A 19185-nucleotide genomic window follows, 5' to 3' on the forward strand; every position below is an offset into this window, starting at 1 on the left:
TCTACAGTGAGCACACGATCAAATGTGGGAGCTAGCCTGCTAGCGATAGGGCCGTCAGCCTTGATGCTGAATTAACAGGCGGAACGCAGGATCGAACGATCCACCCTCACCGTCAATCCAGCTACCCCAGCCTTGGCATCGAATGCCACATACCCATGCTCATCCACCACCGCCCGAGCAATCGGCACTCCCTTGGCCAACAACTCCAACGGCGCACCCTTCAGCGATTGGCCCGAGGCCAGTTCCAGTTTCAATTTGATAGTCATCATTGATCTCCTTATCAGGCAACGTTGCCAGTGGGTTTGTAATCCTTGAGCAGCAAATAAGTGCTCCAGCCCCACCAGTCATCCACGGTGGCGGTGTCGTTCAGGTTGTTGACGTCCTTGCGCCGCAGCACCTTGTTGCCCTCGACCCTGAACAGCGGCGAGAAGTTGGTCGCCAGGTTCAGTACGGCTTGCAGATCAGGCAGCTTTTTCAAGGCGGCGAAATTGGCGGCCGACGGGGCGATTCCGCTGAGATAAGCAGCGAACACTTCATCCGCAGACACCTGAACCGCCTGATTCACCTGGGTGCGATTGGCGCTGGAAAGGTCGTCGAAGTAGCGTTTGTCCCCATACGCGCGCCATTGATCGCCGTTGCCATTGCGCACGTTGAGGCCGAATTTGCTGTCTTCGTCGTGCATGAACCGCGTGATCAACGAACCCAGATCGCTCGGCGTGACCACCGCTGCCAATTGTTTGCGCGGCACTCGCAGGTGGCCGGTGGAAAACAGGTCGGTCAGGTAGTGATCGGCAAAAGCGTTCATCGCATAGGCCAACTCCAACTGCTTTTCATCGCCGCTGGCGTGGGCCCGCACCGCTTGTTGCACCGCCGCGGTGTGCCCGGCGATATAGGCCAGCAGCGCCCATTCGGCGAAGTGATCGGCATTGTTGGCGGCCAGTTTCAGGTATCGCCCCAACGGGAGCAGCGCCGAGACGAAACTGCCGCCGCCGGTGATCTTGTTCCACTCTTCCGACAACGTATCACTGAGGGCGTCATAAGCCTCGTGAGGTTGTTTACCGTCCTTGATCGCCTGCTTGATCGCGGCGATTTCCTTTTGCATCACACCGAGGATCAGCTTGGCTTCAGCGTTAGCAGCAGGCAGCACGGCCAGCGAGTTGAAGGCATTGGTAAAACGCTGGATTCGGTCGGCGGCTGTTGCGCCTTCGCTGATCGGTTGATCGGGAATTCCATAGAAATCACCCCCCAGCGCGATGACCTGGCCATAGGTCAGCGCCAGCCCATTGGGCAGATGCAGTTCCACCTGCGAAGCGGGAATAGCCGGTGCGTCCTTGATGAAGCGCAGCAGCGTGCTGTCGCCGATGGCGGTGTGTTCGCCACCCTCGAACCTCAGCTGTGGCTTGCCTTTCAGGGCATTGCCGGAGGCTGTGGGCAGAGGCGCGGGAAGAGGAGTCGTAGAGCTGTGATGATCAGCAATCTGCAAGATCACATGTGGGTTATCCCCGATGATAGGGATGCCATGCTCGGTAAAAAGATCATCCAGTTCGGCGATGACCTGTTTCGGTTTTTCCTTCGGTTGTGCGTGTAGACCTGACATTTCTATCTCCTTGATATGTCGTCGGTACGATCAAAAAATAACTGTATGCATATACAGTCATCTGGATCATAGGTGAGAATTTTCCTACGTCAAGAAAATACCTTTCCGACTCAAAATCTGCGGTTGGCGATGAAATGCAGTTGACGGTTATTATTTAAGTTGTACGATGACCTACAACTTCGGCGAAGGCTGAACGGTTTTCTCACACACATACGTCGCTATCCAGGGTGTTCGAATAATGAATCCACAAGAACTGAAGTCCATCCTCTCTTCCGGTCTGCTGTCTTTCCCGGTTACCGATTTCAATGCTCAGGGCGATTTCCATCGCGCGGGCTACATCAAACGTCTCGAATGGCTGGCCCCATACGGCGCCTCGGCATTGTTCGCCGCGGGCGGCACCGGTGAGTTCTTCTCTCTGGCGGCCAGCGAATATTCGGAAATCATCAAGACTGCCGTCGACACCTGCGAAACCAGCGTGCCGATTCTGGCCGGCGTTGGCGGTTCGACTCGTCAAGCCATCGAATACGCACAGGAAGCCGAGCGTCTGGGCGCCAAAGGCCTGTTGCTGTTGCCGCACTACCTGACCGAAGCCAGCCAGGACGGCGTTGCCGCCCACGTTGAAGCCGTGTGCAAATCGGTGAAAATCGGCGTGGTGGTTTACAACCGCAACGTCTGCCGCCTGACCGCGCCGTTGCTGGAACGTCTGGCCGAGCGCTGCCCGAACCTGATCGGCTACAAGGATGGCCTGGGCGATATCGAGTTGATGGTGTCGATCCGTCGCCGCCTCGGTGATCGCTTCAGCTACCTGGGCGGTTTGCCGACCGCCGAAGTCTACGCCGCAGCCTACAAGGCACTGGGCGTACCGGTTTACTCCTCGGCGGTGTTCAACTTCATCCCGAAAACCGCGATGGATTTCTACCACGCCATTGCCCGCGAAGATCACGCCACCGTCGGCAAGATCATCGACGACTTCTTCCTGCCGTACCTGGACATCCGTAACCGCAAAGCCGGTTACGCGGTGAGCATCGTCAAGGCCGGGGCAAAAATTGTCGGCTATGACGCAGGTCCTGTGCGTGCGCCGCTGACCGATCTGACGGGCGAAGAGTACGAAATGCTCGCCGCGCTGATCGACAAGCAAGGTGCGCAGTAACACATCCGATTAAACAAGGCCGCTGAGTATTCAGCGGCCTTTTGCGTGAGGAGAACATTCCGTGGCAAATGCAAAGCGTTTTGATAACTACATCAACGGTGAATGGGTTGCGGGTAGCGAATACTCCAACAACATCAACCCGTCCGAACTGACCGATACCATCGGCGAGTACGCCAAGGCTGATCTGGCTCAGGTTCACGCCGCCATCGACGCCGCTCGCGCCGCGTTCCCGGCCTGGTCCACGTCGGGCATTCAGGCACGTCACGATTCGCTGGATAAAGTCGGCAGCGAAATACTCGCCCGTCGCGAAGAGCTCGGCACCTTGCTGGCCCGGGAAGAGGGCAAGACCCTGCCTGAAGCTATCGGCGAAGTGACCCGCGCCGGCAACATCTTCAAGTTCTTCGCCGGTGAATGCCTGCGTCTGTCCGGCGACTATCTGCCGTCGGTACGTCCGGGTGTGAACGTCGAAGTGACTCGTGAAGCGCTGGGCGTGGTCGGTCTGATCACGCCATGGAACTTCCCGATCGCAATTCCTGCGTGGAAAATCGCCCCGGCGTTGGCCTACGGTAACTGCGTCGTGCTGAAACCGGCGGATCTGGTGCCGGGTTGCGCTTGGGCGCTGGCCGAAATCATCTCCCGCGCAGGCTTCCCGGCCGGTGTGTTCAACCTGGTGATGGGCAGCGGTCGAGTGGTTGGCGATGCGCTGGTGCAGAGCCCGAAAGTCGACGGCATCAGCTTCACCGGTTCCGTGGGCGTCGGTCGTCAGATCGCGGTCAACTGCGTGTCGCGCCAGGCCAAGGTTCAGCTGGAAATGGGCGGCAAGAACCCGCAGATCATTCTCGACGACGCCGACCTCAAGCAAGCGGTCGAGCTGTCGGTACAGAGCGCGTTCTACTCCACCGGCCAGCGTTGCACCGCCTCGAGCCGCTTCATCGTCACCGCCGGGATTCACGACAAGTTCGTTGACGCCGTGGCTGAGCGCATGAAGTCGATCAAGGTCGGTCACGCGTTGAAAGCCGGCACCGACATTGGTCCCGTGGTCTCGCAAGCGCAGCTTGAACAGGACATGAAGTACATCGACATCGGCCAGTCCGAAGGTGCACGACTGGTCAGCGGCGGTGGTCTGGTGACTTGCGACACCGAAGGCTACTACCTCGCGCCAACCCTGTTTGCCGACAGCGAAGCCGCGATGCGCATCAGCCGTGAAGAGATCTTCGGCCCGGTGGCCAACGTGGTTCGCGTAGCGGATTACGAGGCTGCGCTGGCCATGGCCAACGACACCGAATTCGGTCTGTCGGCGGGCATCGCCACCACGTCGCTGAAGTACGCCAACCACTTCAAGCGCCACTCGCAGGCCGGGATGGTGATGGTCAACCTGCCGACGGCGGGCGTGGATTACCACGTTCCATTCGGTGGGCGGAAAGGTTCATCCTATGGCTCCCGCGAGCAAGGTCGCTACGCGCAAGAGTTCTACACCGTGGTGAAGACCTCTTACATCGGTTCCTGATACACCGCAATACCTGTGGGAGCTGGCCTGTCGGGTCGCCGCATCGCAGCGATGGCATCACCGCGGTATGACTGACATACCGAGGTGCCCGCATCGCCGGCAGGCCAGCTCCCACAAAAACAACACCGTTATTACCCGCATAAAAATAATCAGTGGGAGTACATCTACATGCAAGCGACCAAGCCGACCCACGTCCGCTATTTGATTTTGCTCATGCTTTTTCTGGTGACCACGATCAACTACGCCGACCGGGCTACCATCGCCATCGCGGGCTCCAGCCTGCAAAAAGACCTCGGCATCGACGCGGTCACTCTCGGTTATATCTTCTCCGCATTCGGTTGGGCCTACGTGGCCGGGCAAATTCCCGGCGGCTGGCTGCTGGACCGTTTCGGCTCGAAAAAAGTGTATGCGCTCAGCATCTTCACCTGGTCGCTGTTCACCGTGCTGCAGGGCTATGTCGGTGAGTTCGGCATGTCCACGGCGGTGGTTGCGCTGTTCATGCTGCGCTTCCTGGTGGGCCTGGCCGAAGCGCCATCCTTCCCCGGTAACGCGCGCATCGTAGCCGCCTGGTTCCCGACGGCTGAACGCGGCACCGCCTCGGCGATCTTCAACTCGGCGCAATACTTCGCCACGGTACTGTTTGCGCCGCTGATGGGTTGGATCGTCTACAGCTTCGGCTGGCAGCACGTGTTTATCGTCATGGGCGTGATCGGCATCATCTTCTCGGGGATCTGGCTGAAGGTTATCCACAGCCCGCGTCAGCATCCGATGATCAACGACGCCGAGTTCAAGCACATCGCCGACAACGGCGGCATGGTCGACATGGACCAGGACAAGGGCAAAGGCAAAAAAGTCGACGGTCCAAAGTGGGACTACATCCGCCAGTTGCTGACCAACCGCATGATGCTCGGCGTGTACCTGGGCCAATACTGCATCAACGGCATCACCTACTTCTTCCTGACCTGGTTCCCGGTGTACCTGGTGCAAGAACGCGGCATGACCATCCTCAAAGCCGGTTTCATCGCCTCGTTGCCGGCGATCTGCGGCTTCATCGGTGGTGTGCTCGGCGGGGTGATTTCCGACTACCTGCTGCGCAAAGGCCACTCGCTGACCTTCGCCCGCAAGGCACCGATCATTGCTGGCTTGCTGGTCTCCAGCAGCATCGTCGCGTGTAACTACGTGGACATCGAATGGATGGTGGTTGGTTTCATGGCCTTGGCGTTCTTTGGCAAAGGCGTCGGCGCATTGGGTTGGGCAGTGGTGTCCGACACCTCGCCAAAACAGATCGCCGGTTTGAGTGGCGGCCTGTTCAACATGTTCGGCAACATCGCCTCGATCACCACCCCGATTGTCATCGGCTACATCATCAGCTCCACCGGTTCGTTCAAATGGGCGCTGGTGTTTGTCGGTTGCAACGCCCTGGTCGCGGTGTTCAGCTATCTGGTGATCGTCGGTCCGATCAAACGTGTGGTACTCAAGGAACCGCCCGTCAGCGGTCCTGAAGCCAATAACAAATTGTCTCAAGCGCATTCCTGAGGAGCGGCGTCATGCAGTTGATTGAACATTCCGACTCGCCGCGCTACATCCGCCTGCACGAGCGGGACAACGTAGTGATCGTGGTCAATGATCAAGGCGTGCCGGCCGGTACCGAGTTTCCGGACGGCCTGGTCACCGTGGATTTCGTGCCACAGAGCCACAAGGTCACCCTGGAAGACATTCCCGTGGGTGGCCAGGTGATTCGTTACGGGCAGACCATCGGCTATGCGTTGCAGCCGATTCCGCGCGGCAGTTGGGTCAAGGAAGATCAACTGCGCATGCCCACCGCGCCACCGCTGGACAGCTTGCCGCTGTCCACCGAAGTGCCGGCGGCGCAGGCACCGCTGGAAGGCTTCACGTTCGAGGGTTATCGCAACGCCGATGGCACCGTCGGCACGCGCAACATTCTCGGGATCACCACGACGGTTCAGTGCGTCACTGGCGTGCTGGACCATGCGGTCAAACGCATCAAGGACGAGTTGCTGCCCAAGTATCCTCACGTTGATGACGTGGTCGCGCTGACTCACAGCTACGGCTGTGGTGTAGCGATTACCGCGACTGACGCGTACATCCCGATTCGTACCGTGCGCAACCTGGCGCGTAACCCGAACCTGGGTGGCGAAGCGTTGGTGGTCAGTCTGGGCTGCGAGAAACTGCAGGCCGGGCAGGTGATGCACGAGAACGACAGCTCGGTGGATTTGAGCGATCCGTGGTTGTACCGCTTGCAGGATTCCAGTCACGGTTTCACCGAGATGATCGAGCAGATCATGGCGTTGGCCGAGACCCGTTTGAAGAAGCTCGATCAACGTCGCCGGGAAACCGTGCCGGCGTCCGAGCTGATTCTGGGCATGCAGTGCGGCGGCAGCGATGCGTTTTCCGGGATCACCGCCAACCCGGCGCTGGGTTATGCCTCGGACCTGTTATTGCGGGCCGGTGCGACGGTGATGTTTTCCGAAGTCACCGAAGTGCGCGATGCGATTTACCTGCTGACTTCCCGTGCGGAAACCGAGGAAGTCGCTCAGGAACTGGTGCGCGAGATGGACTGGTACGACCGTTACCTGGCCAAGGGCGAAGCGGATCGCAGCGCCAACACCACGCCGGGCAACAAGAAGGGCGGGTTGTCGAACATTGTCGAGAAGTCGCTTGGGTCGATCGTCAAATCCGGCAGCAGCGCGATCAACGGGGTGCTGGGTCCTGGTGAGCGGTTCAAGCGCAAAGGGCTGATCTTCTGTGCGACCCCGGCCAGTGACTTTGTCTGCGGGACGTTGCAATTGGCGGCGGGGATGAACCTGCATGTGTTCACTACCGGGCGTGGTACGCCATATGGTTTGGCGATGGCGCCGGTGGTGAAGGTGTCGACCCGGACCGAGCTGGCGCAGCGTTGGCCGGACCTGATCGACATCGATGCCGGGCGGATCGCGACCGGGCGGGCCTCGATTGAGGACCTTGGCTGGGAGTTGTTCCATTACTACCTGGATGTGGCCAGCGGCAAGAAGCAAACCTGGGCCGAGAAGCACAAGCTGCATAACGACATCACCTTGTTCAACCCTGCACCCATCACCTGAGACCGCGTTATCGTTCATCGCGAGCAGGCTCGCTCCCACAATGGATCTTCTTCTTACACAGATTTTGTGTTCGACACTGGACAAATGTGGGAGCGAGCCTGCTCGCGATAGCGGTCTAACAGACGCCGGGGGACTTGGTGGCTTATCATTAGCCCCCTAACGACGCTCACCCAAGGTTATCCCCGGCATGCTGGCTATCTTCCTCGAAACCCTGAACATCACCGCGCCGGTGTTTGCCATGCTGTTTCTGGGGGTGCTGCTCAAGCGCATCGACTGGATCAACGACAACTTCATCCACACTGCGTCGGCCCTGGTGTTTAACGTCACCATGCCGGCGTTGCTGTTTCTGGGCATCCTGCATGCCGACCTGCACGCCGCGTTGCAACCGGCGCTGCTGATCTATTTCTCGCTCGCCACTCTGGTGTGTTTCGCCATCGCCTGGGGCTGGGCGATCTGGAAGTGTCCGCGGGAGGACCGGGGGATTTACACCCAGGGCGCCTTTCGCGGCAATAACGGGGTGATTGGCCTCGCACTGGCGGCGAGCATGTACGGCGACTACGGGATTTCCCTCGGAGCGATTCTCGCGGCGTTGGTGATCCTGTTTTACAACACGCTCTCGACCATTGTGCTGGCGGTGTACAGCCCGGTAATCAAGTCCGACCCCTGGAGCATCTGCAAAAGCGTGATGGCCAATCCGCTGATCATTAGCGTGTTTGCCGCGGCGCCGTTTGCCTACTTCAAGATCAGCTTGCCGGGATGGCTGGAGACGTCCGGCCAATACCTGGCGCAAACCACCTTGCCGTTGGCGTTGATCTGCATCGGCGGCACGCTGTCGCTGGCGGCACTGCGTAAAAGCGGCAACATGGCGCTGAGCTCAAGTCTGGTGAAGATGATCGGCCTGCCGGTTCTGGCGACGCTGGGTGCGTGGCTCTGGGGCTTTCGTGGTCCGGAGTTGGGGATTTTGTTTCTGTACTTCGGCAGCCCGACCGCCGCGGCCAGTTTTGTCATGGCCCGTCAGGCCAATGGCAATCATGAACTGGCGGCGGCGATCATCGTGATCACCACGCTGATGGCGGCGGTCACCACCAACATCGGGATCTTCCTGTTGCAGTGGGGCGGGTGGATTTAGCCTCGGGTTTTGCGGTGTTCTTCAGGGCCTCATCGCGAGCAGGCTCGCTCCCACAGGGGGAATGTATTCCCAATGTGGGAGTGAGCCTGCTCGCGATAGCAATATTTCTAACACCACAAACGCCAGCCGGTTACTCCGGCTTCTGGTAGGTATCAATCACTTCCTGTGCCGCCCGAAACGCATCGATTGCCGCCGGCACACCGGCATACACCGCGCAATGCAGCAGCGCTTCACGAATCTCTTCCACGGTGCAGCCATTGTTCAGCGCACCACGTACGTGGCCTTTCAATTCCTGCGGGCACTTCAACGCGGTCAGCGCGGCGAGGGTGATCAGGCTGCGGGTTTTCAACGGCAAACCTTCGCGGTTCCAGACGCCGCCCCAGGCGTGCTCGTTGACGAAATCCTGCAGCGGTTGAGTGAACTCGGTGGCATTGCCCAGCGCGCGGTCGACGAAGGCGTCGCCCATTACTTGGCGGCGGACTTCAACCCCAGGCTTTTTATCATCGGTCATGGCAATTCCTTATTGTGGTGTTGGCGACGCCAGGCGCGCAGCGACGTGAGCAGCAAAAACGCCATCAGCGCCGGCAGGACAAAAAACAGCATCAGGTGTTCAAGCTTGTCGGCCAGCGGCATGCCGGTGGTGAATGACACCACGTGCAGACCGTAAGCCAGATACAAACCCAAAAACAGCAGACCTTCGGCGCGGGTCACCCGGTAACCGGAATAGAACACCGGCAGGCACAGCACCGCGACGCCGAGCATCACCGGCAAGTCGAAATCCAGGGCGTTGGGCGACACCGACAGCGGCGATGGCGCGACCAACGCGGTGAGGCCCAGCACGCCCAAGAGGTTGAACAGGTTGCTGCCGATCACGTTGCCCACGGCGATGTCGCGCTGACCGCGCAACGCGGCGATCAACGAGGTGGCCAGTTCCGGCAGGGACGTGCCGACAGCGACGATGGTCAAGCCGATGATCCGTTCCGACAAACCCAGATCGGTTGCGACCGAAACCGCCGCGCCCAACAGCAAGTGCCCGGCATAGACCAGCATCGCCAATCCCGTGACGATCATCAGCAGGCTGCTGATCCATGGCGCTTGCGGGACTTCGTGGGTCGTCGATTGCGGGCGGGTCGAGTGCCGCGACTGGCGCAGCAGCAGGCCCAGATACAGCGCCAGCGCCGCCAGCAGCATCACGCCATCGGTGCGGGTCAGTTCTTCGTTCCACGCCAATACGAACACCAACAGGCTGGCGCCGATCATCAGCGGGATATCCAGGCGCACCAGTTGCCGTGAAACCCGCAGCGGGATGATCAGCGCCGAAAGCCCGAGGGTGACGAGGATGTTGAAGATGCCACTGCCGATCACGCTTCCGACGGCGATGTCGGCGTTCTGCGTCAGGGTGGCTTGCAGGCTGACCGCCATCTGCGGTGCGCTGCTGCCGAGGGCTACGATGGTCAAGCCGATAATCAGCGGTCGTACATGCAAGCGTGCGGCGAGGCGCACGGCGGCGCGCACCATCAGCTCGGCGCCGGCGATCAGCAACAGCAAGCCGCTGAGCAATTCAATCACGCTGATCAGGGGTAAATCGGCAAGTCCGAAAATGGTCGGCGCTCCATCGGTCAGTCGTCGAGGGCTTGCACGCGAACCCGTGCAGTGCCGCTTCTGAGCATACCCAGTTGTTCGGCGGCCTCATGTGAAACATCGATCAGGCGCCCACGGGTATGTGGCCCGCGATCGTTGATGCGAACCACACAGGACTTGTCGTTGTTCAGATTGGTGACCTTCACCCGCGTGCCAAAGGGCAACTGGCGATGGGCGGCGGTCAGGGAATTCTTGTTGAAACGCTCGCCACTGGCGGTGCGTTTACCTTGGTGTTTGGCGCCGTAATACGAGGCAACGCCGGTTTTGTCATAGCCGTGCGGATCGATGACATCGTTGCTGGCGCAACCGGCCAGCAGGGAGAGCAGGGCGCAGGCACTGAGGAAGCGTTTCATTCGAAGGTTTCCACATACAAATGTGGGAGCGGGCTTTTGTGGCGAGGGGACTTGTCCCCGTTGGACTGCGCAGCAGTCCCAAAACCTGAAAACTCGTTGTGTCAGATATAACCCGAATTCAGAAATTGGGGCCGCTTCGCGACCCAACGGGGACAAGTCCCCTCGCCACAAAAGCCCGCTCCCACAGGGGGTAGAGCCAGTTTTCAGTGCTGGCTCCATGCTCATCAGCCTTCGAGCTTGCTTTTCAGCAGTTCGTTAACCTGTTGCGGGTTGGCCTTGCCTTTGGAGGCTTTCATGGCCTGGCCGACGAAGAAGCCGAACATCTTGCCGCGTTTGGCTTCGTCTGCCGCGCGGTATTGTTCAACCTGTTCGGCGTTGGCCGCGAGCATTTCGTCCAACACTGCCGAAATCGCACCGGTGTCGGTCACTTGCTTCAGGCCGCGCTTGTCGATGATCTCGTCCGCGCTGCCTTCGCCGTTGGCCATGGCTTCAAACACCACTTTGGCGATTTTGCCGGAGATGGTGTTGTCGGTGATGCGCAGCAGCATGCCGCCCAGTTGTTCGGCCGAGACCGGTGACTGATCGATGTCCAGGCCCTGTTTGTTCAACAGGCTGCCCAATTCAACCATCACCCAGTTGGCCGCCAGCTTGGCGTCGCCGCCAATGCTCACGACTTTCTCGAAGTAATCGGCTTGCTCGCGGCTGGTGGCCAGGACGCTGGCGTCGTAGACCGACAGACCGAACTGCGCCTGGAAGCGCTCGCGTTTCTGCGGTGGCAATTCCGGCAGGGTGGCGCGCACGTCGTCGAGGAACGAGTCTTCGATGACCACCGGCAGCAGGTCCGGATCGGGGAAGTAACGGTAGTCGTTGGCTTCCTCTTTGCTGCGCATCGGACGGGTTTCGTCCTTGTTCGGATCGTACAGACGGGTCTGCTGGATCACCCGGCCGCCGTCTTCGATCAGCTCGATCTGACGTTGCACTTCGGTGTTGATCGCCTTCTCGATGAAACGGAACGAGTTGACGTTCTTGATCTCGCAGCGCGTACCGAATTCAACCTGGCCTTTCGGACGGATCGACACGTTGCAGTCGCAACGCAGCGAGCCCTCGGCCATGTTGCCGTCGCAGATGCCGAGGTAACGAACCAGCGCGTGGACAGCCTTGACGTAAGCCACGGCTTCCTTGGCGCTGCGCATGTCCGGCTCGGACACGATTTCCAGCAGCGGCGTGCCGGCACGGTTCAGGTCGATGCCGGTGGCGCCGCTGAATTCTTCGTGCAGGCTTTTACCGGCGTCTTCTTCCAGGTGCGCGCGGGTGATGCCGACGCGCTTGACCGTGCCGTCTTCCAGCGCGATGTCCAGGTGGCCTTTGCCAACGATCGGCAATTCCATCTGGCTGATCTGGTAGCCCTTGGGCAGGTCCGGGTAGAAATAGTTTTTACGGGCGAACACGTTGTGCTGGCCGATCTCGGCATCAATCGCCAGACCGAACATTACCGCCATGCGCACCGCTTCCTGGTTCAGCACCGGCAATACGCCAGGCATACCGAGGTCAACCAGGCTGGCCTGGGTGTTCGGCTCGGAACCGAATGTGGTGGAGCTACCGGAAAAGATTTTCGACCGGGTGGTGAGCTGGGTGTGAATCTCCAGCCCGATCACGACTTCCCATTGCATGTGTTTCTCCTCAGAAGCCGGTTGGGGTGCGGGTGTGCCAGTCAGTGTTCAACTGATACTGGTGCGCAACGTTGAGCAAACGGCCTTCCTGGAAATACGGGGCGAGCAATTGCACGCCGACCGGCAGACCATCGACAAAACCGGCTGGCATGGACAAGCCCGGCAGACCGGCGAGGTTGGCGGTGATGGTGTAGACGTCTTCCAAGTACGCAGCAACCGGGTCGCTGCTCTTGGCGCCAAGCTTCCAGGCCGGGTTTGGCGTGGTTGGGCCGAGGATGATGTCGACCTCATTAAAGGCTGCCATGAAGTCGTTCTTGATCAGGCGACGAATTTTCTGCGCCTTCAGGTAGTAGGCGTCGTAGTAACCGGCCGACAGCGCGTAGGCACCGACCATGATCCGGCGCTGCACTTCCGGGCCGAAACCTTCGCCACGGGAACGCTTGTACAGGTCGATCAGGTTTTTCGGGTCTTCGCAGCGATAGCCGAAACGTACGCCATCGAAACGCGACAGGTTGGAAGACGCCTCTGCCGGGGCGATCACGTAGTACGCAGGGATCGCGTGCTGCATGTTCGGCAGGCTGATTTCCTTGACCACGGCACCGAGCTTTTCGAGCTCCTTGACGCTGTTGTGGATCAGCTCGGCAATGCGCGGGTCGAGACCGGCGCTGAAATATTCCTTAGGAACGCCGATGCGCAGGCCTTGCAGCGAACCGTTGAGGCCGGCGCTGTAATCCGGCACGGGCTCGTCGATGCTGGTGGAGTCTTGCGGGTCGAAACCGGCCATACCTTGCAGCAGGATCGCGCAGTCTTCGGCCGTGCGCGCCAACGGGCCGCCCTGATCGAGACTGGATGCGTAGGCGATCATGCCCCAGCGCGAAACACGACCGTACGTCGGTTTCAGGCCGGTCAGGTTGGTCAGCGCGGCGGGCTGACGAATCGAACCGCCGGTGTCGGTGCCCGTTGCCGCTGGCAACAGACGAGCGGCAACCGCAGCAGCCGAACCACCAGACGAGCCGCCGGGCACGTATTCCAGGTTCCACGGGTTTTTCACTGCGCCGTAGTAGCTCGACTCGTTGGCCGACCCCATGGCGAATTCGTCCATGTTGGTCTTGCCCAGGGTCACGGCCCCGGCAGCAGCCAGTTTGGCGACCACGGTGGCGTCGTACGGTGCTTTAAAGTTGTCGAGCATCTTCGAGCCGCAACTGGTGCGGATGCCTTGGGTGCAGAACAGGTCTTTATGGGCGATCGGCGCACCGAGCAGGGCGCCGCTCTCACCATTGGCCCGGCGTGCGTCAGCGGCTTTCGCCTGCTGGAGCGCCAGGTCTTCGGTGAGGCTGATGAAACTGTTGAGCTGCGGATCGAGCTGGGCGATACGCGCCAGCAGGGTTTTGGTCAGCTCTTCGGAAGAAAACTTTTTATCGGCGAGACCGCGGGCGATCTCGGCCAGAGTCAATTGATGCATTGCAGGCTCTTTCCCTTTAGTCGATGACTTTCGGAACCAGGTACAGGCCGTTTTCGACCGCTGGTGCGATGGACTGATAGGCCTCGCGATGATTGGTCTCGGTCACGACGTCTGCGCGCAGGCGCTGGCTGGCTTCCAGTGGGTGGGCGAGCGGCTCGATACCGTCGGTATTGACCGCCTGCATTTCGTCGACCAGCCCCAGAATGCTGTTCAGGGCCGAAGTGATGTGTGGAAGATCGGCATCATTAAGGCCCAGACAGGCCAGATGAGCGATTTTTTCCACGTCGGAGCGTTCAAGCGTCATGGGATTCTCCAGTGGAAGGAAAACAGAACGGATGCTATCCGTGTGTTAGATTGTCGGAACACTACCGCATTTCTACGGTCATAAGGCCGCGATTGTGGGGGTTGGTGCACAGAAAAGCGGCCAATTTAACATATTGGCGCCTTGCCCAAAATCCCTGTCGTTGTTAGAGTTTGCCGCACTTTTTTACCCACGCGTTGCCTAGGGTCCTTTCCCCATGTTCAAGAAACTGCGTGGCATGTTTTCCAGCGATCTTTCCATTGACCTGGGCACTGCCAACACCCTTATTTACGTGCGCGAGCGCGGTATCGTCCTGAATGAGCCCTCGGTTGTGGCTATTCGGACACACGGTAACCAGAAAAGTGTCGTTGCTGTCGGCACCGAGGCAAAGCGCATGCTCGGCCGTACGCCGGGCAACATTGCTGCCATTCGTCCGATGAAGGATGGCGTGATCGCCGACTTCAGCGTTTGCGAAAAGATGCTGCAGTACTTTATCAACAAGGTTCACGAAAACAGCTTCCTGCAGCCTAGCCCTCGTGTGTTGATCTGCGTTCCATGCAAATCCACCCAGGTTGAGCGTCGTGCCATCCGTGAGTCGGCCCTCGGTGCCGGTGCCCGTGAAGTGTTCCTGATCGAAGAGCCAATGGCGGCTGCGATCGGTGCCGGCCTGCCGGTTGAAGAAGCTCGCGGTTCGATGGTTGTCGATATCGGTGGTGGTACCACTGAAATCGCGCTGATCTCCCTGAACGGTGTGGTTTACGCTGAATCCGTACGGGTTGGCGGCGACCGCTTCGACGAAGCGATCATCACTTACGTGCGTCGCAACTACGGCAGCCTGATCGGCGAATCCACTGCCGAGCGCATCAAGCAGGAAATCGGTACTGCCTACCCGGGCGGCGAAGTTCGTGAAGTCGACGTTCGTGGCCGTAACCTGGCCGAAGGCGTTCCGCGCGCATTCACCCTGAACTCCAATGAAGTGCTGGAAGCTCTGCAAGAGTCCCTGGCCACCATCGTTCAGGCTGTGAAAAGTGCACTGGAGCAATCGCCTCCGGAACTGGCTTCCGACATCGCCGAGCGTGGCCTGGTACTGACCGGTGGTGGCGCCTTGCTGCGTGACCTCGACAAGTTGCTGGCCCAGGAAACCGGTCTGCCGGTAATCGTTGCCGAAGACCCGCTGACCTGCGTTGCTCGCGGCGGTGGCCGTGCGTTGGAAATGATGGATAAGCACACCATGGACCTGCTGTCGAGCGAGTGATCTCGCCCGACGCATCTATGCTGTTGGCGCGCAGGCAGCACTTTGCAGTGCTGCCTGTTGGCGTTTATCTTCTGTCAGTCTGCATCCAGGCCGGTTTGATGCCGTATGAATAAAGAGAACATTTGCCTGGGAGGAGCGGCTTATTAAACCGCTTTTCACCAAAGGGCCTTCACTGGGCGTGCGCTTGTTGGTGCTGGTCGTGCTATCGGTCGCGCTGATGGTGGTCGATGCCCGCTTCACACTGCTCAAGCCAGTGCGTAGCCAAATGTCGCTGGTGCTGATGCAGTCTTACTGGATCACCGACCTGCCGCAGCGGCTATGGCAGGGTGTGGCCAGCCAATTTGGCAGCCGTACCGAGCTCGTCGCCGAAAACGAAAAACTCAAAACCGAAAACCTGCTGTTGCAGGGCCGCATGCAAAAGCTTGCCGCCCTCACCGAGCAGAACGTTCGGCTGCGCGAGTTGCTCAACTCCTCGGCGCTGGTCAACGAGAAAGTCGAAGTGGCCGAGCTGATAGGCATGGACCCCAATCCCTTCACCCACCGCATCATCATCAATAAAGGCGAGCGCGACGGTGTGATCCTCGGTCAGCCGGTACTCGATGCCCGTGGCTTGATGGGCCAGGTGGTCGAGTTGATGCCGTACACCTCTCGTGTGCTGTTGTTGACCGACACCACTCACAGCATTCCGGTGCAGGTGAACCGCAACGGCCTGCGGGCGATTGCCAGCGGCACCGGCAACCCGGAACGCCTGGAGTTGCGTCACGTAGCCGATACCGCCGATATCAAGGAAGGCGATCTGCTGGTCAGCTCGGGTCTGGGGCAGCGGTTCCCGGCGGGTTACCCGGTAGCGACGGTCAAGGAAGTTATTCACGATTCCGGTCAGCCGTTCGCGATTGTGCGCGCCGTGCCGACCGCCGCCTTGAACCGCAGCCGTTACCTGTTGCTGGTGTTCACCGACGGCCGCACAGCCGAAGAGCGCGCCAACGAAGCTGCCCAGGCTCAAGAAGCCTTGGATCAGCACGGTGGTGGCCCGATCATTCCAGCGACAGTACCGAAAACAGGCATCGTCCCGGCTGCTGTTGCTGCACCCGTGACTCCGGTTGCACCGACGGTTGCCCCTGCTGCCACAACCCCGCCCAAGCCTGCGGTAACTCATCCTGCTGCTGCGAAACCTGCCGCCAGCAAGCCGCCCGCGGCGCAACCTGCGGCCGCTAAACCGCCGGCCACGCAACCTGCTGCCGTGAAGCCTGCTGCCAAGCCGCCTGTCTCTGCGCCGGCTACCACTGGGGGACGAGAATAATGGTTGGTGCTACTGCCTCCCGAAACGGCTGGATGGTCTGGCTGACATTCGCCATAGGCATGCTGCTCAGCGTTTCGCCGCTGCCACAATTCATGGAAATCCTGCGTCCACTGTGGCTGGCCTTGCTGCTGGCATTCTGGGCGTTAGCCATGCCGCAGCAAGTCGGGATGGTCACCGCGTGGTGCCTGGGCCTGGCCGAAGACGTGCTCTACGGCACGCTGCTGGGGCAGAACGCATTGATCCTGACGCTGATCACGTACCTGGTGCTGGCGCTGCAACAGCGTCTGCGCATGTTTCCGATGTGGCAACAGAGCCTGGTGATCCTGGTGATTTTCGGCCTCGCGCAGCTTGTTCAACTATGGCTCAGCGCCCTGACCGGCAATCGTCAGCCGACACTGGCGCTGGTCTTGCCGGCACTGGTCAGCGCATTGCTCTGGCCATGGATCAGCTACGGTTTGCGCGGTTTGCGTCGACGCTACAAAATCAATTAATTCGGTCAGGCATTTGCCCGCACCTCGACAGGGAGATGTCTTGATGAAACAGCTGTACCTCGCCTCAGGCTCGCCGCGTCGGCGTGAACTGCTCACGCAGATCGGCGTGCCGTTCACCGCCATCAGCGCGGACATCGATGAAACCCCTTTAAACAATGAATCCCCGTCGGCCTATGTCGAACGCCTGGCGCGCGGCAAAGCCAAGGCCGGACGCGGCGCGGTCGTGTCCGACGCAGACTCTTGCGTGCTGGGTGCCGATACCGCCGTGGTGCTGGACGGGAAAATTCTCGGCAAGCCGGTGGACGAAGCCGAGGCGTGCGCCATGCTTATGATGTTGTCCGGGTGTGAACATGAAGTCCTGACGGCGATTGCGGTTCGAGACGGTGAGCGTTGCGAGTCTCGGGTGGTGCGCAGTCTGGTGCGCTTTCGCCACATCAGTCGCGACGAAGCGGTGGCCTACTGGGCCAGCGGCGAGCCGCAGGACAAGGCCGGCGGCTATGGCATTCAAGGGCTCGGCGCGGTGTTCGTCGCCGGACTCAATGGCAGTTACTCGGCGGTGGTCGGGTTACCGCTGTGCGAAACCGCTGAGCTGCTCGGCCATTTCGGCATACCCTGTTGGCAAACCCTTAACGCGCGTTGAGCGTCGTACTGACAAGATGCGGCCATTATCGTGAACATGCCTGAACGAGACCCTGCCATGAGTGAAGAGATCCTGATCAACATCACGCCGATGGAATCGCGCGTGGCGGTGGTTGAAAACGGTGTTCTGCAAGAGGTCCACGTCGAGCGCACGCAAAAGCGCGGGATCGTCGGCAACATCTATAAAGGCAAGGTCGTGCGGGTATTGCCCGGCATGCAGGCGGCCTTCGTCGACATCGGCCTGGACCGCGCCGCGTTCATTCATGCCTCGGAAATCTCCCTGCGCGAAGGCCCTGCGGTCGAGAGCATCAGCGCGCTGGTTCACGAAGGTCAGAGCCTGGTGGTGCAAGTCACCAAGGACCCGATCGGCTCAAAAGGCGCACGGCTGACGACTCAGTTGTCGATTCCATCGCGTTATCTGGTGTACATGCCGCGCACCGCACACGTTGGCATTTCGTTGAAGATCGAAGACGAAGCCGAGCGCGAACGTCTCAAACAAGTGGTCACTGATTGCGTGGCCAAAGAAGGCATTCAAGAGGCGGGTGGCTTCATCCTGCGTACCGCTGCCGAAGGTGCCGGTGCCGATGAAATCCTCATGGACATTCGCTACCTGCGTCGTCTCTGGGATCAGATCAACGAGCAGATCAAAACCATCAGCGCGCCGAGTGTGATCTACGAAGACCTTGGTCTGGCGCTGCGAACCTTGCGGGACCTGGTGAGCCCGAAGATCGAGAAGATCCGGATCGACTCCCGGGAAACCTTCCAGAAAACCACGCAGTTCGTCGCCGAGCTGATGCCAGAAATCGCCGATCGTCTTGAGCATTACCCGGGCGAGCGGCCGATCTTCGACCTGTACGGCGTCGAAGACGAAATCCAGAAAGCCCTGGAACGCAAAGTCCCGCTGAAATCCGGCGGTTACCTGGTGGTCGATCCGGCGGAAGCCATGAGCACCATCGACGTCAACACCGGGGCGTTCGTCGGTCATCGCAACCTCGAAGAAACCATTTTCAAGACCAACCTCGAAGCCGCGACCGCCATTGCTCGCCAGCTGCGCCTGCGCAACCTGGGCGGGATCATTATCATCGACTTCATCGACATGGAAGATGAAGAGCACCAGCGTCAGGTGCTGCGCACGCTCGAGAAGCAACTGGAACGCGATCACGCCAAGACCAATATCATCGGCATCACCGAGTTGGGCCTGGTGCAGATGACTCGCAAGCGCACCCGCGAAAGTCTTGAACAAGTACTGTGCGAACCGTGCAGCAGCTGTCAGGGCCGCGGCAAGCTCAAGACACCGGAAACCGTTTGCTACGAGATTTTCCGCGAAATCCTCCGAGAAGCTCGCGCCTATCAGGCTGAAGGCTATCGTGTATTGGCCAACCAGAAAGTGGTCGACCGATTGCTCGATGAAGAGTCGGGCAATGTCGCCGAGCTCGAAGGTTTTATCGGACGCACCATCCGATTCCAGGTGGAAACCATGTATTCCCAGGAACAATACGACGTGGTGCTGCTCTGAATCGGTATGTTTCAAACCCTGTTAGAACGGCTGGCCTCAGCTTTTTGCAGTATTTTTGCCATGGGAGCCAACT

Annotated in this window: 18 protein-coding genes; 10 read left to right on the top strand and 8 right to left on the bottom strand. The window is 59.8% G+C overall.

Features of this window, described 5'->3' with window-relative positions; translation table 11 throughout:
* Positions 1 to 71: 71 nt before the first annotated feature.
* Both IB252_RS21070 and IB252_RS21075 read right to left on the bottom strand, forming a co-directional pair.
* Entirely contained in the window at positions 72 to 266 is a 195-nt protein-coding gene (locus IB252_RS21070) for a hypothetical protein (protein WP_192410145.1), read from the bottom strand.
* A gap of 14 nt (positions 267 to 280) precedes the next feature.
* The gene (locus IB252_RS21075; RefSeq protein ID WP_192410146.1) at positions 281 to 1597 is read right to left on the bottom strand and encodes a phospholipase; all 1317 of its coding nucleotides are present in this window, start codon (positions 1595 to 1597) and stop codon (positions 281 to 283) included.
* A gap of 238 nt (positions 1598 to 1835) precedes the next feature.
* Between IB252_RS21075 and kdgD the strand changes: the two genes are divergently transcribed.
* The 5 genes from kdgD to IB252_RS21100 all read left to right on the top strand — a co-directional run bounded on the left by kdgD (position 1836) and on the right by IB252_RS21100 (position 8484).
* The gene (gene kdgD, locus IB252_RS21080) at positions 1836 to 2747 is read left to right on the top strand and encodes a 5-dehydro-4-deoxyglucarate dehydratase (RefSeq protein WP_046045831.1); all 912 of its coding nucleotides are present in this window, start codon (positions 1836 to 1838) and stop codon (positions 2745 to 2747) included.
* Between the two features lie 61 nt (positions 2748 to 2808).
* A complete protein-coding gene (locus tag IB252_RS21085; protein WP_192410147.1) occupies positions 2809 to 4254 on the top strand; it encodes an aldehyde dehydrogenase family protein in 1446 nt (481 codons plus the stop codon).
* A 168-nt stretch (positions 4255 to 4422) separates the two neighbouring features.
* Positions 4423 to 5790 (top strand): MFS transporter, encoded by a 1368-nt coding sequence (locus IB252_RS21090; RefSeq protein ID WP_111450421.1) that lies wholly within the window; start codon positions 4423 to 4425, stop codon positions 5788 to 5790.
* A gap of 11 nt (positions 5791 to 5801) precedes the next feature.
* Positions 5802 to 7355 (top strand): galactarate dehydratase, encoded by a 1554-nt coding sequence (garD, locus tag IB252_RS21095; RefSeq protein ID WP_192410148.1) that lies wholly within the window; start codon positions 5802 to 5804, stop codon positions 7353 to 7355.
* A gap of 187 nt (positions 7356 to 7542) precedes the next feature.
* Positions 7543 to 8484 (top strand): AEC family transporter, encoded by a 942-nt coding sequence (locus tag IB252_RS21100; RefSeq protein WP_111450419.1) that lies wholly within the window; start codon positions 7543 to 7545, stop codon positions 8482 to 8484.
* A 130-nt stretch (positions 8485 to 8614) separates the two neighbouring features.
* On the opposite strand, the gene IB252_RS21105 is transcribed toward IB252_RS21100, so the two are convergent.
* The 6 genes from IB252_RS21105 to gatC form a co-directional block, all read right to left on the bottom strand.
* A complete protein-coding gene (locus tag IB252_RS21105) occupies positions 8615 to 8995 on the bottom strand; it encodes a carboxymuconolactone decarboxylase family protein (RefSeq protein WP_008148900.1) in 381 nt (126 codons plus the stop codon).
* Positions 8992 to 10053 carry a calcium/sodium antiporter gene (locus IB252_RS21110; RefSeq protein ID WP_192410149.1) on the bottom strand — a complete coding sequence of 354 codons (1062 nt, stop codon included), beginning with the start codon at positions 10051 to 10053 and terminating at the stop codon, positions 8992 to 8994. Before IB252_RS21110 ends, IB252_RS21105 begins: the two co-directional genes overlap by 4 nt.
* A gap of 50 nt (positions 10054 to 10103) precedes the next feature.
* On the bottom strand, positions 10104 to 10478 hold the full coding sequence (locus tag IB252_RS21115) for a septal ring lytic transglycosylase RlpA family protein (RefSeq protein WP_192410150.1): 375 nt from the start codon (positions 10476 to 10478) through the stop codon (positions 10104 to 10106).
* A 224-nt stretch (positions 10479 to 10702) separates the two neighbouring features.
* Positions 10703 to 12148, bottom strand: coding sequence for an Asp-tRNA(Asn)/Glu-tRNA(Gln) amidotransferase subunit GatB (gene gatB, locus IB252_RS21120; protein WP_111450415.1), 1446 nt, complete (start codon positions 12146 to 12148; stop codon positions 10703 to 10705).
* A gap of 10 nt (positions 12149 to 12158) precedes the next feature.
* Positions 12159 to 13610, bottom strand: coding sequence for an Asp-tRNA(Asn)/Glu-tRNA(Gln) amidotransferase subunit GatA (gatA, locus tag IB252_RS21125; protein WP_111450414.1), 1452 nt, complete (start codon positions 13608 to 13610; stop codon positions 12159 to 12161).
* Between the two features lie 16 nt (positions 13611 to 13626).
* The gene (gatC, locus tag IB252_RS21130; RefSeq protein WP_008026876.1) at positions 13627 to 13914 is read right to left on the bottom strand and encodes an Asp-tRNA(Asn)/Glu-tRNA(Gln) amidotransferase subunit GatC; all 288 of its coding nucleotides are present in this window, start codon (positions 13912 to 13914) and stop codon (positions 13627 to 13629) included.
* A 214-nt stretch (positions 13915 to 14128) separates the two neighbouring features.
* Between gatC and mreB the strand changes: the two genes are divergently transcribed.
* The 5 genes from mreB to rng all read left to right on the top strand — a co-directional run bounded on the left by mreB (position 14129) and on the right by rng (position 19112).
* Complete coding sequence (mreB, locus tag IB252_RS21135) at positions 14129 to 15166, top strand: rod shape-determining protein MreB (RefSeq protein WP_002555108.1); 1038 nt, start codon at positions 14129 to 14131, stop codon at positions 15164 to 15166.
* Positions 15167 to 15308: 142 nt separating this feature from the next.
* On the top strand, positions 15309 to 16466 hold the full coding sequence (gene mreC, locus IB252_RS21140) for a rod shape-determining protein MreC (protein WP_192410374.1): 1158 nt from the start codon (positions 15309 to 15311) through the stop codon (positions 16464 to 16466).
* Complete coding sequence (mreD, locus tag IB252_RS21145; protein WP_111450412.1) at positions 16466 to 16957, top strand: rod shape-determining protein MreD; 492 nt, start codon at positions 16466 to 16468, stop codon at positions 16955 to 16957. The genes mreC and mreD overlap by 1 nt, the downstream gene beginning before the upstream one ends.
* Before the next feature lie 43 nt (positions 16958 to 17000).
* Positions 17001 to 17597 carry a Maf family protein gene (locus IB252_RS21150; protein ID WP_192410151.1) on the top strand — a complete coding sequence of 199 codons (597 nt, stop codon included), beginning with the start codon at positions 17001 to 17003 and terminating at the stop codon, positions 17595 to 17597.
* Between the two features lie 57 nt (positions 17598 to 17654).
* Positions 17655 to 19112 (top strand): ribonuclease G, encoded by a 1458-nt coding sequence (rng, locus tag IB252_RS21155; RefSeq protein WP_033058026.1) that lies wholly within the window; start codon positions 17655 to 17657, stop codon positions 19110 to 19112.
* Positions 19113 to 19185: the final 73 nt, after the last annotated feature.

This window comes from Pseudomonas sp. PDM10 (genome assembly GCF_014852295.1).
Taxonomy (GTDB): Bacteria; Pseudomonadota; Gammaproteobacteria; order Pseudomonadales; family Pseudomonadaceae; genus Aquipseudomonas.